The following is a 17,775-nucleotide window of genomic DNA, read 5'->3' as shown; positions in this document are numbered from 1 at the left end:
AGAAATTTTATGTTATTCCAGACACCGACAATGATATTAATACTGCTAGTTTTAACGGGCTGTAGTTATACACTTCCTCAGTATACTGAAGCCCCAGTAACGGCTAAGGCCGTTGCTATAGAGTTGGAGCTTGTTAATGCGCAACTGGAATTAGTGCCCTTAGGTCAAGCATTCAATAGCAAACAACAAATGCAATTGCACAGGTTTATTGCCCTGCAAGGTAATAGTTACCCCCAACGCGTCATCATCGCGGCTAATGAGCCGTTAATTACGCGTCACCAAGAGCAATTACGTCAATTGTTATTAAATCAGGGCGTACAAGCAACTAATATTGCTTTTCGTTATAGCGAAAAATCGGTTAATAGCGTCATTATTATTAGTGAATACTTTCGTGCCGTAGCGCCAGCTTGTCATCAAAGTGGCTATGCTGATTTAGGCTGTGCTAGCAGTCGTAATCTCGCCATGATGGTTGCTGATCCTGCGCAGTTAATACGCGGCGCTAGTTTAGCACCAACAGATGGTGTTAAAGCGACAGAGGCGGTTAAACGATATCGTTACCCGACTGAGGCGCCGAAAAGCGAAACCTTAGTTGATTTGACTAAGGTGAAATAATGACGAGTTCAGTTATCAATGCCTCAAAAAGCATTAAGCAACACAAAAATCAGCCTCAAGCAGATAGCCTACTCGCTTTTGTTACGGATAAAAGCAATGAGTTGTTATTGAATAAAGTGTTCAGTAACTTTTCAAGCTCTATGGCAAGTCTTAACGATGGCACACAGGGAAAACACGGCGCTACCACTAAGGCTATCAATGGCAATATAGATGCTGCCATTAGCTATTTGCGTGATAATCAATCGCCAAGAATCCTCATTGTTGATATCGATGATGAAGAGCAAGTAATTACCTCAATAAATGCACTAGCGCATGTATGTGAGCCCGGTACTCGTGTATTGGTTCTTGGCAGTAGTGACAATGTTGATTTATACCGTGAATTGAAAAATCTAGGTATCGATGACTACTTATGCAAACCATTAAATCAATCCTTATTGTTGCATGCCCTAGGCCGAGCCACTGGAAAAGTCCAACAAACAGCAAGAGTAGGTAGTGGTAAAAGTGTCGCTATTGCTGGTTGTTGTGGTGGCGTTGGTGTTTCAACCATAGCAGCAAACTTAGCTAGAGCATTTGCTAATCATGGCGCTAAAACCTTAGTCACTGATTTAAATTGTTATGGCGGTGATATCGACTTACTGCTTAATGCTAACTCAAATGCAGGTGTTGGTTTGGTGCAGTTACTTAATGAACAACAAAATGTTGATAAGTTACTGATAGAAAGATCTTGTTTACAAATCGAGCAGCGTTTGTATTTACTAAAATCTCTAGGGCAAAAGTATCATTTTGATAGCCAAAATTATCAGAAGTTAGCGCAAGTACTGGCTGAAGAGTTTAACTATTTGTTATGGGATTTACCGGCGCACTTACTGATTGAGCAAGGTATTGCCGACACTTTATTTAATGCCGATGTGCAAGTGCTTGTTTGTAGCCCAAGTTTGGCAAGTTTACGTCAGTGCAAAGCTTTATTAACTCAGTTGGGTGAACAAAGATATGCACAACGCACTTTATTGGTATTAAACCTATTGCATGGCAATAGTGAACACAGCCTATCACAAGCCATGTTGGAGCAGCACATAGGGCGCAGCTTTGACCATGTCTTGCCTTATGCGCCTAAAAAGGTGCTAAAAGCGGCTGAGCTGGGTGAATCTTTATTAAGTGAAGTTCATGGTGTTGGTCGAAGTTTATTGGCATTAAGTGAAGATATTTTAGGGGTTAGCCAACAAGCTAATAACTCATTGTTCGCACGCATTATGCCTTTACGCAACTGGTATAAAAAAGCCAGTGGGAAGGCGTAATGTTTGGCCGTAAAGTGAGTGGACCTCAAGGTCAACTCACTCAACCAAATACTGACCAGATGGCAGCGTTAGCTATTACTGATAATATTTTAGTTGCAGAGTCAGAACAACATGAAGATCAACATTTATCGAGAAGCTTCAAAGGCATAGCTACACAAGAAGGACAAGCAAACCTGCGTCATAATAACAGTGCAAGCATTATGTCGAACAATACTGTAGATGTTGAAATAGACTCAAATATATATCAACTGATCCGTGAAGAAATTTTTGCCAGTATTGACCCTTCAGTTGCCACCAAGTTAAAACATGAAGAGCTAACCGAGCGAATTTTACACGCGGTGACATCAATTGCCAATCAACAGCGCTTACCATTAACTTACCAAGCACAGCAGCAAATAGCGCAATTATTATTAGCAGATATGCTCGGCTTAGGCCCGCTACAGTCTTTGCTTGATGATGACAGTGTTAATGATATTTTGATTAATGGCTTTGATAAAGTTTATGTTGAGCGAAATGGTAAGTTATCACTTACTAACGCTAAATTTCGAGATGAAAGCCATTTATTGCATGTTGCACGCCGTATAGCCTCAGCAGTAGGTCGTCGTATTGATGAAAGTAAACCTATGGTTGATGCCAGATTAGCCGATGGTAGCCGGGTAAACATTGTCATTCCGCCGCTAAGTTTATCTGGAACCAGTATTTCAATCAGAAAGTTCTCTACCATGGGGTTACAGTTACAGCACTTAGCCGATAAAGGGGCTATGTCGACAGGCATGGTTAATTTTTTGAAAATCATTAGCCACTGTCGACTTAATATCTTAGTTTCTGGTGGTACAGGTGCGGGTAAAACAACACTGCTAAATGCTTTGTCATACCAAATTGATGAGCAAGAGCGCATTGTTACTATTGAAGATGCCGCCGAGCTTAAATTACAACAAGCTCATGTGGTAACCCTTGAAAGTCGTCCCGAGAGTTTAGAAGGTGGCGCTGAAGTATCTCTTCGAGATCTCCTGAAAAATGCCTTACGCATGCGGCCAGATCGCATCATCATAGGTGAAGTTCGTGGTGAAGAAGCTTTTGAAATGATGCAGGCAATGAATACTGGTCATGATGGTTCAATGTCTACTTTGCATGCTAACTCTGCGCGTGATGCTTTGATTCGATTAGAAAATATGTTGTTAATGGGACAAGTGAATTTACCGCCTATAGCCCTTAAAAGGCAAATGAATTCAGCCATTGATATCGTTATGCACGTTGAGCGTATGCGTGACGGTAAACGCCGTATTACCAGTATTAGTGAATTGGTTGGCATTGAAGGTGAAAACTTATTAGTGCAAGACTTGTTTAGTTATAAATTTAGTCGTGAGTTAACCAGCGGTGAACTCGATGGTGAATTCATCAGCCATAAAATACAGCCTCATTGTCTTGATAAAGTTCGATATTATGGCCTTGAAACTCAAGTGTTACAGTCACTGGAGTTGTCATGATTTTGTTATTGCTAATACTTATTTTTTTAGCAATAGCTTGTGTAGTTTATTGGTTTAAATATCAAAAAGACCGACATCTACATTTATCTCGCATTAATCGTTATCTTGACTTAGCGCCCGCAAAACCTAGTGGCAGTGTTGAGGTTTTATTATTTAATAAAACTAGCCAATACCAAGGCTGGCGGCTGTGGCTATTTACTTATCAACAACGATTACTTGCCGTAGTACCCGTGAAGCTGGCAAGGAAACTTGGTGTAGTTGCGGCTTTGTTGGCTCCTATTTTATGGTGGCTTACTGCCATATTGCCGATTTATTGGCAGCTAATAGTGATTGTTAGTTGCTACACTTTTACCTGTTTGGTTATCGTCCGTTGGTTGCAACAGCGGCAACGACAACGTTTTGAAGCTGATTTTCCCACGGCCATTGCCAGTATCAGCCGTGCGGTAAGTGCCGGTGTATCGGTACCTGCAGCCATTGCTCATGTAAGCCAAGAAATACCAGGCCCGGTCGGAGATACTTTTTCCCGTATTAATGACTTATTAGCGATAGGTATTTCAATGGATCAAGCCTTACAAGATGCAAGTTTGCGAGTAAAGCTAGCCAGCTTTAAGTTTTTTACCGTGACACTGCTGTTAAATCAGCATGCTGGTGGTCAATTATCACAAATATTAAGACAATTGATGGAAAACCTACATCAGCGCAAAGCCTTGCAGCAGAAGGTTTTATCTATGACAGCTGAGCCTCGTACCTCAGCAAAAATTATTGCGACAATGCCGCCGTTATTTCTTTTGCTATTTTGGTTTAAAGCTCGATACATTTTTGATTATTTACTTTATGACGAGCGTGGACAAGTGATAGCTATATATTCCGCTATTAGTATCGTTTTAGGGCTTTATATCATAGCTAAAATGAGCAAAGTCGATGAGTAGGGAGTATTAGTTTTGGCTAATTTATGGATGGAAATCAGTATTTTTCTTTTTGTTACTGGTTGCAGTTTAACCTTGTTACTCGCCAAAAAATCTTTGCGTGAAGAGCGACAACAACAACGTTTACAGCGTCATATTCACAATAATAGGCAAATTGATGCCACGGGTGATTTACTTTTTGCCAATAAAGATGATGTGCACTGGTTAAAAAAAGAAACGGCAAAGATGCAAGCTGCGCTTCATGGCGCTGGTTTTTTTCAAGCTAATGCGTTGTGGTATTTATTACTGACAAAACTGTTTTGTGCCTTATTAGCATTTGTATTGGCGTGGACTTTTTTAGGATATGAAACGGGGACGGGTAGTAGCAAGTTATGGTTATTTGCTGGTATGGCCTTTATAGCTAATTTAATGCCAGATTATTACTTAGAGCATATACAAAAGCGAAATCAGACAGAGATTTCTCAAGCTTTACCCGACAGTTTAGCGCTGTTAGTCATTTGCTTAGAGTCAGGGGCAACACTTGAGCGTGGCCTTACCATGGTCAGTGAGCAATTAGTTGATGTATATCCACAACTGTCTAAGCAATGGCAATTAACGCTGGCACAGATGAAAATTGATCCGGATAAAAAAGTAGCATTAGCCGCTTTGGCTGAACGTAATCCATTAGAAGAGATTAAGGCACTGGTTACTGTGTTGATTCAAGCGGAGCGTTTTGGCTCACCGTTGGCGCTAACATTGCGTAATTTCTCAGGTGAAATTAGAGAGTTACGCAAACTTAAACTAGAAGAAAATATCGCTAAACTGAGTTCTAAAATTACCCTACCTATGTTGCTATTAGTCTTTTTACCCTTGTTACTTATTTTAGTTGCGCCGCAAGTGGCGCTGTTAGTTGATGCCCTTAAAGGAATGCAATAGTGAAGAACAAATTGATAACTAAGCCACTAGCTAAGCCAATAAAATTTATATTGCTAATACTGAACATTTTTATGTCTACTTTATTAAGTGGTTGTCAAACGCCAGCGCCAGAAATTAAAGCGAACTTATCTGAAACTACCTTGGCTAATATTGCCCTGCAAAGTGGTGATATGCGCAGCGCTATAGCCTTATATCAAAAGATATTGCTTAGTGCCGAACAGCAGGTAAATGAAGACAAGGACTATACCGAGAGCACAGCTGAAACCGCGGATAGGGTTCATATCTTATTATCTTTAGGTTTAGCGTATCGGGCTATTGAGCAAAATGAATTAGCGGTGCACTACCTTAAAAAAGTCACTGAACAGTCGGAAAAAAACTTAGCTGCATGGCGTCAATTAGGGCTGAATTATTTAGATCAGCAAGATTATAAAGCGGCAGAGCAAGCATTTAGTCACGCGATTGCTATTAATGCTTTTGATAGCACAAGTTTGAATGGTTTAGGTGTAAGTTATAGCTGGTTGCAATCTTACCAAGCTGCCCATCAATACTTAATGCAAGCTCTGGCATTATCCCCCGGCAGCTTAGAATTTAAAAATAACCTCGCCTTAAATTATATTTTACGTGAACAATATTTAGCGGCAATAAAATTATTATTACCTTTATATCAGCAGCAACGCAGTAGTGAAAAAATGCGCAATAACTTGGCTTTTGCTTTAACCCTTAACGGTAATGAAAAACAAGCGAAGCGGGTTTTGGCTAATGATTATAATCAAGAGCAAATTGAGCAGAATATAAAATATTATCTGCAATTTAGTCATACCAGCAAACTTGATTTAACCACGAGGCAAGACCTTGGTTAATGTGAATATGGGCAGTTGGCAACATGGTCAGCATAAACGTACTAAACACTATAAACAACGGGGCAGCATGGTGCTGGAAGTCGCTTTTTTATTGCCAATATTTTTATTTATTGTGTTTAGTGCTTTAGAACTGGCGCGCGGCCTTATTTTGTATGCCAGCCTTAATCATGTAGTGAGCGAAGCGGCTCGCCAAGTAAAGTTATCTGCTGCCTCGGGTGCTAATTATCAAGGCAAACTATTACAAGCAATAAAGGCTAATCCCGCTTCATTATTAGACAGCAGTAAACTGATGGTTGAGCAGGCTAAATTTTATAGTTCGCCAGAGGAGCTTGCTAACCAAGAGGCAAATAATAGCGTTGTAGATAAAAATGGTTTGCTGGCTAAATATAGCGTTTCTTATCAAGTGACTTTACTGAGTCCTTGGTTGCAAGATTTGTTTCCTTTTAGTGCTGACATTTTGGTGAAACATGAACCAGAACGCTAATTCTAATTTTAATCTTAAGTTGCGGGCTAACTTGAGTCTTAATACTTCATCCGTCCACCGTTGCTTTGCTCAGCAACAAGGTGTTGTGCTGGTAGAGTTTCTTGCGGTATTACCCTTTTTATTGATGATCGTTTTACTGACATTTGATTTAACCAGTTATTTGCAAAAACAGAGCAAACTTGAGCGCTTAAGTTATAGCTTAGCGACCATTATTAGCCACAGAGAGCAATATTATGCTGAAGATGCGCTCTCTGATGAACTGCCACTTACTCAAAAGCAAGTCACTGAGTTAACACGTATTGCCCGTAATGAATTGTCGCAACAGGATATCGCGGTAAAGGTCTATGAATTTAACAATCAATATGCTGGTGGTGAGCCTATTAGTTTTAGTCATGGTAGTGGTGATTGTGCTTGGCGTAGCGCTGGTGTCGTTGCCGAGAATTTACCACAAGCAAGTAATGGCACAGTTGAGCCTGGATTATTTATGGTACAGCTTTGCCAAGACATCAAGGGGACGAGTTTATTTGCCAAGTTCAGCAACTCCAGCGATTTTAGTCATTTATATGCCCGTTCAGTGATGGTGAAAAGGGAGAAACGACATGATAACTAAGCGTATAAAAAGCTTACCTTATTGCACAGTCTCTTTACAAAAACAACGGGGAATTATTTTTGTTGCGGCATTATTGGTTGCCTTGCCGTTAATTGCTTTTGGCGCGACGGCTATTAGTGTTTCTGCTATTTTTGCCAAACAAATACAGCTGGGTAATGCCAGTGAAGTGGCCAGCATGTATATCGCTTCACGTGAAGATAAACAAACAGGCTCTGATTTATCGGCAGCGACAGCAATTATCAAACAGTTTAATGGCTTAGCTGATATCAATACTGACAGTGTTCATATCAGTAATGAAAATGGTGTTTATCAGCTAAGCATTACCAGTGAGTCTGAAAATTTTTTACTGGGTGAACAAGAAGCTATTAATATAAAAGGTTCAACTAATCTTGTCAGTGGCGTTAACCAACATAACCTCGAACTCAGTATTATTATGGATTACTCCGGCTCTATGTACGGAGAAACTGATGAGATGCAAGCAACATTGGCACAGCTAACTGATTTACTTACCATTGAAAATGGTCAATATCAGCAAGCCAAGGTGGCGATTACACCGTTTAGTGATGGTATTACTCTCTCATTAACGGGTGATTATTATGAACAGTCAAATCACTGCTTTGAATATTTAACCAGTAGTAGTAATGACATCTGGAGCCCAAATTACCCTTGGATAAGCCAATACCTAGATTATGGCCAATTACAACAATCAGTAGATGCCAATTTAGAGTTGGAAAGTAAAGAGTCTGGTTGCTCTGGCCCCAATGCTGCACGAATATTATTAACCAATGAGCAAGCAATCATCGACCAAGCCATTGTTGATGCTGGCAAAAGCAATGCACCAAGTGGTGGCACCAGTATAGATCAAGGTTTGTTATGGGGCCTGCGTATGTTAACGCCACAATGGCAAGAATATCAAACACTCTCAGATGAAGCGTTACCAAGCGAATTTAATGTTGTCGGCACAGAAAAGGTAGTCTTGCTCATTTCTGATGGTGACCCAGGCGGTAGTACTCCTTGGTGTAAGTTAATTGAGCAAGAGAGCCGGTATTCCGCGGGTGGTTACGATATTTGTCGTTTAGATAAACTACCGCTGTGCAGTTATATCAAGGAGACCCTTGGTGTACGTATAGTCTCCTTGTATTTCCCTAATAGTTACAACGACCAAGAAGCTGAGCAGCGTATGCGTTATTGCGCCAGCGACAACTCTTTTTATACCGCAAATTACGCCAGTGACTTAAAAGGCGTTTTTAAAGAAATTATTGATAAATTAAATGATGAACGCACCTTAGTGCTAACCCCTTAATGAGGCCCCAGATGAACACTAGATATTTCCCCAATAAGCAATATTTGACCCAATTACCGGTAGATAAAATTTTCAAAGGCACTATGGCGGTATTACTTAGTTTAACTATGTTACTTGCCATGACAGGCACTGCACAAGCATTGCAGCGCGGTGATAGTTTACCTGAAGAGTTGGCAAATAAATTAGCATTAGATCCCGAAAAAATTACTATGGTTGATTTTTTTGCCTCTTGGTGTGTTTCTTGTCGCATAGAACTACCTGAAGTTGATCATTTGTCAAAAGAGCTAAAAGGTGAAAGCGTGGAGTTTGTTGGTATACAAGTTGATGAAGATGTTGAAGTAGGAACAAAGTTTTTAAAAGAAATAGGGTTATCGTTCCGTGTTATCGACGATCAAAGTCAGCAAGTGATTGGTGTTTTTGAACCTATTGGTATGCCAGCCTTGTATTACATTCAACATAATAAAGTTTTGGGCATTAGGTTTGGTGCTATCCCGCAAATTGGCGAGGTCATCAAGCAGGATTTAACCCAATTGGGAGCGCTTAAGTGAATTTGGTTATTAACCTGGTAATCAGCGCTGTAGTACTGGTTTTTTCAGGGCAAGTTATTGCTGCAGAAAAACTAGCGGTACTGACAGCTGATAAACAAGTGATCAGCGAAGAATCCAGTTATGCCCTTGCCCAAGAAAGTAGTCAAGCAACAAGTAATGCTCGGGTGGTGAAAAAATACAAAACTAAGGGCCGTACTAGTGCAACAAATCAGTATCCCACATCTGATCAACACACCAATCAAGGTAGGAAACATGGAAGCGGACAAGGTCAATCGTTGGCAAAAACTACCTTGGCTGAAAAGACGAACACCAATGGAAATTCAGAAGGATCAGCTAAGCAGATTAAACCTTTGTTGACATTAGTGGCAATAGATCAAAAGCCACCACCGTCGGTTAGCCCAGCAGGGCAATGGCTAAATAAAGGTTTTACTTGGATTGATGATTGGTTTATCGACAAAGAAGTGAAACCTTGGCAAAAAGCTAAATTAGCTGAGCCAGTTATGTTGCCGGGCGGTGTTGCACCCGTGATGAAAAAGTTTTCTAGTAAAATATATATTTCAAAAGCGGCCACGCTTGGCGGCGATGGTGTTGCTGGTGGTGGTTGTGGTTGTAAATAAAGTGCATTTATTTACAACGAGCGAAGAGAGAAGTTATGAATAAAAAAATTAAAATCAGTGTACTGGGTTGTACCGCGATTAGCGCTGGTTTAGCGCAAGCAGAGCAAGTATTGTCATTACATCAAATGCAATATCAAGAAGATGACGATCGTATTAAAGTTGCTGATACCTCACTGGCATTAAAACTAGATTTTGGTGTCGATTATAGTTTGGACTTATCACTGGGTTATGATTCGGTAACAGGTGCATCTCCGACTTGGCAAATAGCGAACACAACTGGACTTTCAGGCACTGAGCTTGAACAAGGGCAAGCTATGACCGATGAAACCTTACTCGGCTACGCCCATGATGTTAGTCAGTACCAAATAAAAAGAGTGCCATTAGAAGATACCAGGAAGTCAGCAGCAGCTTCGTTAACCGTTCGTGATAGTTATCGAAATGAATGGTCTTTTGGTTTAGCTCATTCAAAAGAGAGTGATTACAAAAGTAATAGTGTTTCCGCCTCGTATTTGATGTTTTTAGATAAAGGGAAGAATCGCTCAGTTAATATAGGTTTAGCTTATTTGAATGATGAGACCTTGGTGTTTGGCACCGGTTATCAAAGTCGTACTGAGGAAAAAATACAAGTGATTAACTTTGAAACAGGTCTTACGCAAGTATTATCCCCGACCAGTATTTTTGATTTAAAACTGTTTTTTAACCATGATAATGGTTATTTAAGTAATCATTATTTAACTATTTTACGCGGTATAGACCTTAACGAAGATAACATCATCACCGATGATGAATATTTTTTAGCCGCCGATAGCAGACCTGATGTGCGCAACGGTTATGGCACTAAATTGAGTTATTCAACACAATTTTGGTCATGGCTTACTGGGCAGTTTAGTTACCGCTATTATCAAGATAGTTGGAGTATAAAATCACATACTGTCAGTGCAAGTTTAAGTTTTGAAGTGTTTGATGGTTTATTTATTACACCTGAATATGTTCGCTACCAGCAAAGCCAAGCAGATTTTTATCTTAACCCAAATGTCAAAGAGCCTTATTTCTCTGCCAGTGGTGAAGGGAGTAATGATACTCGCTTAGGTGATTTCTCCGCTGATACCTATGGTTTAACCGTCAGCTATCAAGTAAATAATGAATGGCAGCTTGATTTATCGGTAAACCGCTATCAACAAACCAATCAATTTGCGGCTAGCTGGGCAGTATTGGGAGTGAATTATCGTTTCTAGTCATCAAGCGGTAGTTTCTTCCAAGCAAAAGCAAATTTATAGTTGGCAGTTTAATGCGATGACGGTTAACTGCCAATTGTTGTTAGTGGCGAGTGATAAAAAACATGCTGATAAAGTCGCTAGGGATGTACAAAAACAAACGTTGGCGTTAGAGAAAAAATATAACTTTTATCAGCCTGACTCTTGGTTAAATCAAGTGGTGAATAATCGCGCCTTATCGCAAGTTCATCTTGAGCCTGATAGCTTAGCCATTTTTACTCGCGTGCATGAGTTATCACAAGCAAGCCAAGGTATATTTGATATTTGCATTGGTACCATTAAAAAAGCAGCCGCGCACATGCCGCAGTTAACTAAGTCGCAGTTATTTACCAAATACCAAGAGGCTATGGGATTGGCTAGTTGGCAAGTGAGTGGTAATTTTTTACAGTTTAATGACAGTAATACTCAGTTTGATTTGGGTGGCGTGGTTAAAGAATACAGTGTTGATCTTGCTATGGCGTTATGCAAAAAACAGGGCATAACGGCGGGCTTAATAAATTTTGGTGGCGATATTATTTCTTGGGGCTGTAAGCCGGATAACAGCGCTTTTCGCGTCGCGATTCAGCACCCTAAAGTTGCAGACAAAATTTGTGGCAGTATTTCTCTGACTGATCAGGCATTAGCTAGTTCGGGTCATTATCATAGAAAGTTTTCTTTTGGTTGTGAGCAAAGCTCACATATTTTGGCGGGTCAAGGTGTTGCCCAGCAAGTACTCGCTGTTTCTGTGTTGAGCCAAAGTGTCCTTACCAGTGGTGTATTTAGTACGGCACTAAGTATTGAGCCAAACCTATTAAAGGGCAGTTTTGCTCAACAATATATCAAAGCAATATTTATTGATGAAGCAATGGGCTTTCATCAAGATATTGAGTTTTTATCAAATTCAGTCTGTTTTAATAACAGTCTCAAGGAAAAAATTTAATGAACAAGCAACAAACGGCAATTAAGTTATCGCCATTAACATTAACCCCGTTAGCATTCGCCATTACCTTAGGGTTAACAATTGCTAATCCAAGTGCGGTTCAAGCAAAAACGTATCAACTGCAAAGCGCTTCAAATAAAAACCTTTCAATGGACGATTTTTCATATCAAGAGAAGTTCTCATGGTCAATTTTTGCTGGTGTCACTAATGGTGGAGATACCATAGCCCTTGGTGATACCGAGGTGACTTATAGTCGAGATGGAGAGCAGGTAACTGGAGTTAGCTACAGTGAAAAACTTAAAACGGGCGGCTTTGCCGTATTAGGGCTAGGTGCAAATTATATAATAGATGAGCGTTTTAGCATTCAGTTAAACGGTGCTTATCATTGGGATCGTATTAGTGATCCTGATATAAAATTTACTCGTCTTGAACTGGAGCTTATCCCTTACTACCAACTTACCGATACTTTGCAGCTTGGCTTAGGGCTTGTTAGTCACCTTAATATTAAGTTAGATGAGCAATCTACACCGCTTTTGGTAAAATCGGCACGAAGTGAAGAAGATACTGAATTACGAGTATTTAACGAATTCCCTGAAATGTTAATGCCACAGGCACAAGGACTCATTGATGGACAAACACGCACCGATGATGATTTAGTCATTAACACACAAGCTGATTTTAGTACTGCGACAGGTTATTTGGCCTCACTGGTTTATCAGTTACCACAATGGCACAGTAAGGTGGAATTTAGAGCGGTATTTATTGATTATAAAGCCGATGTGACTAGCAATATTACTAACCCACAGCAGGTTCTAGACACTAACACAGGTGAAGTGGCGTTTGATGCCCGCCATGCAGGTATTTATTGGCACTTTGTTTTTTAGTTATTTATTGCAAATAAGCTAATAATATAAAACCGACTAAACGTCGGTTTTTTGTATCAGGACTTTTGTTGGTTTAAGCTGATTTCGATTAAGTTTAGGTAATAAAAAACCTCGAACCAGTCGAGGTTTTTTTATTAACCAGTAAGGCTGCTATTTAACACATATAAAGCCTTGGTTGGTGCTGACATTTTTACTAGCATAATCAACATTCCATACACCGCTACTAACTCTAATTGAGTAGGCATAACTGGGCCATGAATCTTTTTCTTTAAGCCAATATTGTAAGCTTCTGTCCATACTTAAGCCCGCTTCCATTGCAGTCCAATCAATACTGGTATCTTTTGAAATAAGTGCTGCGCCTAAGCTTAGACAATGTGCTATAGCGTCATCATGTGTTTTCCCTTCATTAACTATAGTATAACAAAGGCCATTATCCTGATAACCGATACAGCCACTTTGGGAAATATATTCTTGCTGCGCTTGTAATGCTTCGCCCGTCGGAAAATATTCAGTTGGTTGGGCTTTAATTCGAACCTGCATGTCACCAATAGCTATCTTTGCATCGTTAAGTGCTTGTGGATTGTTGCTAACATCGTACCATTTAATCCCACCATCAATCGTGTATTGATAGTCGCTTGGGGTCGGGAAGCCGCTGACATAATCCCAACCAAAGCTGTTAATATCGGCGCTATCAACGACTACACCATTCGTTGGAGCAGCTGGTGCAGCCTTAGTTGGTTCACTTATCATCATGTAAGTATATTGATAAGGCGGCGCACCATTATAACTTTTACGACTACAGCTTGAGCTATTCTCGCTACCATTTAGTGACAAGCAACGATTTCGTGAATATGACCCAATATCACGAGCTAAATAATAATCTTTATCGTTACTATCATCACTAGATACAGTCCAATGCTGAAAGAAATCATGGTTCAGCGGGCTAGTATATAGTGATTGTAACTGTGCCAACGTTGGTAATTGCCAATTTGTCTTTCCACATAAAGGTTGTGGTGCAGTATTTAGTTCATTGGCAATATTATTGCTTTCAACTGTGCCATCATCGTTAAGGCCAGTGATTTTAGCGACGGTTTGATAACGGCTACTAACATCTGCAGTTTTTGGCAACTGCCAAATGAGGCCTGATTGATCTTTAGCACAAAAGGCATCTGCGATATCGGTGACGACATTGCCATCATTGTCTAATAGTTGTTGCTGTTTTTGGCGATATAAACGAGCAAAGGTTAAGTAATTTTGGTCACCTTGATTACTGATATTACGGTTATTAGAATATCCACTTTCTGTGCCCGAATATTCATAGGCGGCATGCTGGGTATTTGATGATGCGGATTGATTACTCCAATAAAAATAATCTTCAATAGAGGCTCCTTGATGATGAGGAAATGCCGTAATATCGATGGTTTTTTTACTGTCGGAGTAATCAGCAGTTGCTAATGACGCTAATAGATCTGGTGTTGGGATAGTCCAATCACTAAAACCACAAATGGCATTGCTGTTGTATTGTTCTTGTAGACCATCTGCTTCGGTTAAATTTTGTCCGCTACCACCGGCATAAGCGACATTATCAATACTACCACTAGTGCCTTTTTCCATTAGCGACCAAATACGGCCTTTATCGTTGTGTCTAAGATCAGTAACACAGCGCCAGCCTTGTTGGAACGTGGCTGATGTCGGCATATAATGGCCCGCTAAATCGAGTTTTGCAAAATGTGTACCGACCATAGCATCAGCGACAGTTGTGACAAATCCCGCTTGGTATGCGGTCTCAAATGCTTGTTTAATGCTTTGATGATCATTAATAAAGCCTGCCTCGCTAAATGGCAATACTGCAGCATCAAGGTTGGATTGTGTTAATGTCAGCTCAGCTAAGGCATCAACATGTAATGCCGATGGTAATGCATTTAATAGACTTTGGTATTGACTTAATTGCTTGTTGGCTAAGGTAAATTGCTCGTTTACTTGATACCAGCTCGTTGCTGCTTGCATTGCCAGGTTGTATTGCTCACTACCACCTAGGGCATTTATAGCTGCTGGGTAACTAGCATGTGCTGTTGTTAATGCTGCTGTTGAGCTATCAAGATCAGTTTTACTCGCTAAGGCTGCATTAATGTTTATTAAGGTTTGCTCTAATTGGCTTAATTGCTGTTGCAAGGAAATTAATTGTTCATCATTATTTTGTTGCTTGGTTAACTCTGTTGTTGCCAAAGTTACTGCCGCTTGTGCCGCTTGTTTTTCTACAGCAGTTGCTAAAGTATCTTGACTGACAAAGCTTGCTAAAAATGACAAGCTATTAATGTCATTAGTGCTGGTGACTAATTGCGCGTTAACTAATGTAGTGCCAGTAGTTAAGCTTGTCTGGCTAGCCACTAAGTTATTATTTATTGCAAGGTAATTGGCAACGCTGGTTGCGCTAGTGTATGAAGCTAAAAGTGCATCAGCATCTAAACGGGCAGTATCATAATCACTGGTATTACTTGCAATTTCAGTTTGCAGTTTAGTTACTAACGCATTAATTTTAATAATCGCTTGGCTAGCACCAGGATATTGCCATCTTAATAAAATACCCGCTGATTCATAACTGCTGTAACTTCCTTGTACTACAGCATTTTTGATCATTATTAGCTGATCAGAGTCATTTTTGGTGAAAAATTTATCATAACTACCTTCAAAATCAGCAAGTTCGCTATCAGCTTCAGTTTGCGCTAGGGTAATTAATTCGCTTTCAGATAATAATTGCCAATCACTGATGCCACAGGCTTTTTTATTTATCGCTTCAGTAATTTTTGTTTCAGCATCGCTTCCATAGCTACTATTAATTTTGATCCAGTAAGTTGGGGTTGGAGCATTGTGATCAATTAAACAGCTAGTCTCGGATGTATTCCAGCTACCGTAAGTTGTTAACGACTCTGACTCTTTCGCTTTATTCATCCAGGTATAAGGTAGTGCGACAAAAAGGCTATCATCATCGCTATCTGCAACCCAACTAATTTCACCGGCGGCAGCACCTTGACCGTTAGCAAGCTCTTTTACCCGAACGCCGACATCAGCCCTTGCATAAGCTTGATGGCCGACATGTTGGGTTTTACTGGTGGCATCCTGCCAAGTCACGCCTTTGTTGTTGGTATATTCATAATGTTCAATTTCTGGAAATTGGCCTAACATCTCCCAGCGTATTCCATTATTTTTATACATATATTGTATAGTTACGGCTTTTGGTGCTGGTCCTAGGTTAGGAGTAAACGCTTCTTGGTTACTTAGCGTGGTACCGGCAAGGTTACCTGCGGCTAGGTTGTTAGTAACCCTAACTTGCACTTGGTTTATTGCATAGGTCTTTTCTGTTAAGACGATTGGGTTAACAGTTACTGCTTGCCAAGTTTTACCATTATCGCTTGAATACTGATAATTGCTTAATTTGCTAAAGTCAGGAACCAGGTCAAAGGCGAATGTGCTGCTAGTACCAACATCACCGTTAGTGACAGCGCCATTATTTGGTGCGATGGGCACTAAGTAATAAGCGGTACTGCTCGCTAATATTGCACCGGCATTACGAGATGTTTTACTGTCAGCTTTTACTCGAACTTGTACTGTTCCTGCTGGATAATACTGGTTCGTTAAAAGCAGAGGATTAGCATTTACATCATGCCAGTTTGTGCCGTTGTCACTTGAGTATTGATAGTCACTTATTTGGCTATAACCAGTAACAAGAGTCCAACCAAATGTATTGGCTGCATCGTTAACAACAGCATTTGTTGGTGCTGAGGGATTCATTATTGTTGGTGGCGTAACTGGGGCAGGCGTCACTGGATCAGGTGTCACTGGGTCAGGCGTCACTGGATCAGGCGTCACTGGGTCAGGTGTCGCTGGGTCAGGTGTCACTGGGTCAGGTGTCACTGGATCAGGTGTCACTGGATCAGGTGTCACTGGGTCAGGTGTCACTGGATCAGGAATAATAACAGGGGTAATTTTTCCGTTATCAACTTCGTTTTTTGAAACAATTAAACTTGGTGTGTTTTGTAAAAAAAGTTCAGCAAGTGTGTTGATTTCATCACCTGTGCTAATAGCATTATTGACTTGCTCATTTATCTCTTCAATGGGTAAGTCTGCTAATTTATCGGTAAATAACTTGCTTACTTGAGGTCTTTCTTCATCGCTAGTATTGCTTGTCGATTGCGCCAAACCTTGGGCGATAATATCAGTAATTACTTGAGACAAAGTATGGAGGTCACTGTATTTTTTTCTTTGCTCAGTAGTTAAGTTTAGGTCATTTTTTGCCGCGACAAAATCACTATAAAGCATGCTGCTATCAATTAAACCTAGTTGCTGTACTAGCACTTGTTCAGCTTGTGTTTTATTACCTAAAGTCTGCATTTTTGCATAAACGAGAGTGGTAAGTGGTGAAACCACTTCAGGCTTTTTATAATCACTTAATAAGTAATAGGCTTGTTCAATAGTTTTTTCTGGATAATCACTATCGATGCTAACACCTGCCGAAGTGGTAACTAGTAATGGCGCTTTAACAGTTAACTCCTCAGGAGCAACTATTTCGAATCGACCATCTTGGTCAGTAAGTACTTGATACTCGCTGTCGCCATCACACTGAAAGTTATTGTTTAAATCTATACACGCTTTTGCCATGGCTAAGTAACCATCGACGGCAACACCTGAAATTTTCTGAATTGCTGCTACTGGCTCGGGCTCTGCTTTATTGTCTGAACCACAACCAGTTAAACCTAACAATATCGAAGAAAGTGCCAGCAATTGGGGGCTGATAAGTTTCATGAGTTATTTCCTTTATTAACTAAATATACTTAACCTTGAATGCTATTAAGTTCTTTGTTTAATAAAAGAAAGATTAAGCTATTTGTTAAGTATCGGTAAAAAATTCATGCGAATTATAATGCGAATCGTTATCATTTGTAAGTGTTTGTGTTGTTATTGTCGATAATTTATTGATTATTTGTCCAATGTGGTCTACTTGAGTGATAAATTGTGTTTTTTCTACTGCTGAGTCAGTTGTCTT

15 protein-coding genes are annotated in these 17,775 nt (G+C 40.1%); 14 read left to right on the top strand and 1 reads right to left on the bottom strand.

Features of this window, described 5'->3' with window-relative positions:
- Positions 1–9 precede the first annotated feature (9 nt).
- The 14 genes from GAB14E_RS08065 to GAB14E_RS08120 all read left to right on the top strand — a co-directional run bounded on the left by GAB14E_RS08065 (position 10) and on the right by GAB14E_RS08120 (position 12,734).
- Positions 10–612 (top strand): CpaD family pilus assembly lipoprotein, encoded by a 603-nt coding sequence (locus GAB14E_RS08065; RefSeq protein ID WP_033083064.1) that lies wholly within the window; start codon positions 10–12, stop codon positions 610–612.
- Positions 612–1,907 carry a cellulose synthase operon protein YhjQ/BcsQ gene (locus GAB14E_RS08070; protein WP_033083063.1) on the top strand — a complete coding sequence of 432 codons (1,296 nt, stop codon included), beginning with the start codon at positions 612–614 and terminating at the stop codon, positions 1,905–1,907. Before GAB14E_RS08065 ends, GAB14E_RS08070 begins: the two co-directional genes overlap by 1 nt.
- The gene (locus GAB14E_RS08075; protein WP_231562068.1) at positions 1,907–3,394 is read left to right on the top strand and encodes a CpaF family protein; all 1,488 of its coding nucleotides are present in this window, start codon (positions 1,907–1,909) and stop codon (positions 3,392–3,394) included. Before GAB14E_RS08070 ends, GAB14E_RS08075 begins: the two co-directional genes overlap by 1 nt.
- Entirely contained in the window at positions 3,391–4,323 is a 933-nt protein-coding gene (locus tag GAB14E_RS08080) for a type II secretion system F family protein (protein WP_033083062.1), read from the top strand. Before GAB14E_RS08075 ends, GAB14E_RS08080 begins: the two co-directional genes overlap by 4 nt.
- Before the next feature lie 12 nt (positions 4,324–4,335).
- On the top strand, positions 4,336–5,235 hold the full coding sequence (locus GAB14E_RS24220) for a type II secretion system F family protein (protein ID WP_156115747.1): 900 nt from the start codon (positions 4,336–4,338) through the stop codon (positions 5,233–5,235).
- Positions 5,236–5,306: 71 nt separating this feature from the next.
- Positions 5,307–6,095, top strand: a complete 789-nt coding sequence (locus tag GAB14E_RS08085; RefSeq protein WP_197061222.1) for a tetratricopeptide repeat protein — start codon at positions 5,307–5,309, stop codon at positions 6,093–6,095.
- 1 nt (position 6,096) lies between these two features.
- Positions 6,097–6,579, top strand: a complete 483-nt coding sequence (locus GAB14E_RS08090) for a TadE/TadG family type IV pilus assembly protein (RefSeq protein ID WP_231562076.1) — start codon at positions 6,097–6,099, stop codon at positions 6,577–6,579.
- Positions 6,563–7,189: a tight adherence pilus pseudopilin TadF gene (tadF, locus tag GAB14E_RS08095; protein WP_033083059.1), complete on the top strand. Its 627-nt coding sequence runs from the start codon at positions 6,563–6,565 to the stop codon at positions 7,187–7,189. The genes GAB14E_RS08090 and tadF overlap by 17 nt, the downstream gene beginning before the upstream one ends.
- Entirely contained in the window at positions 7,179–8,492 is a 1,314-nt protein-coding gene (locus tag GAB14E_RS08100) for a TadE/TadG family type IV pilus assembly protein (protein WP_033083058.1), read from the top strand. Before tadF ends, GAB14E_RS08100 begins: the two co-directional genes overlap by 11 nt.
- An 11-nt stretch (positions 8,493–8,503) precedes the next feature.
- On the top strand, positions 8,504–9,040 hold the full coding sequence (locus GAB14E_RS08105) for a TlpA family protein disulfide reductase (RefSeq protein ID WP_197061221.1): 537 nt from the start codon (positions 8,504–8,506) through the stop codon (positions 9,038–9,040).
- Complete coding sequence (locus tag GAB14E_RS25355) at positions 9,037–9,657, top strand: DUF4266 domain-containing protein (RefSeq protein WP_052093796.1); 621 nt, start codon at positions 9,037–9,039, stop codon at positions 9,655–9,657. Before GAB14E_RS08105 ends, GAB14E_RS25355 begins: the two co-directional genes overlap by 4 nt.
- 35 nt (positions 9,658–9,692) lie before the next feature.
- A complete protein-coding gene (locus tag GAB14E_RS08110; RefSeq protein WP_033083057.1) occupies positions 9,693–10,892 on the top strand; it encodes a DUF3570 domain-containing protein in 1,200 nt (399 codons plus the stop codon).
- A 58-nt stretch (positions 10,893–10,950) separates the two neighbouring features.
- Positions 10,951–11,850, top strand: a complete 900-nt coding sequence (locus GAB14E_RS08115; protein WP_052093794.1) for an FAD:protein FMN transferase — start codon at positions 10,951–10,953, stop codon at positions 11,848–11,850.
- Positions 11,850–12,734 (top strand): hypothetical protein, encoded by an 885-nt coding sequence (locus GAB14E_RS08120; RefSeq protein ID WP_033083056.1) that lies wholly within the window; start codon positions 11,850–11,852, stop codon positions 12,732–12,734. The genes GAB14E_RS08115 and GAB14E_RS08120 overlap by 1 nt, the downstream gene beginning before the upstream one ends.
- Before the next feature lie 150 nt (positions 12,735–12,884).
- On the opposite strand, the gene GAB14E_RS08125 is transcribed toward GAB14E_RS08120, so the two are convergent.
- Positions 12,885–17,534 carry an Lcl domain-containing protein gene (locus GAB14E_RS08125; RefSeq protein WP_033083055.1) on the bottom strand — a complete coding sequence of 1,550 codons (4,650 nt, stop codon included), beginning with the start codon at positions 17,532–17,534 and terminating at the stop codon, positions 12,885–12,887.
- Positions 17,535–17,775 lie beyond the last annotated feature (241 nt).

This window comes from Colwellia psychrerythraea (assembly GCF_000764185.1).
Taxonomy (GTDB): domain Bacteria; phylum Pseudomonadota; class Gammaproteobacteria; order Enterobacterales; family Alteromonadaceae; genus Colwellia; species Colwellia psychrerythraea_B.
Note: the sequence above shows the minus strand (reverse complement) of the source record. Positions and strands in the feature narration are given on the sequence as shown.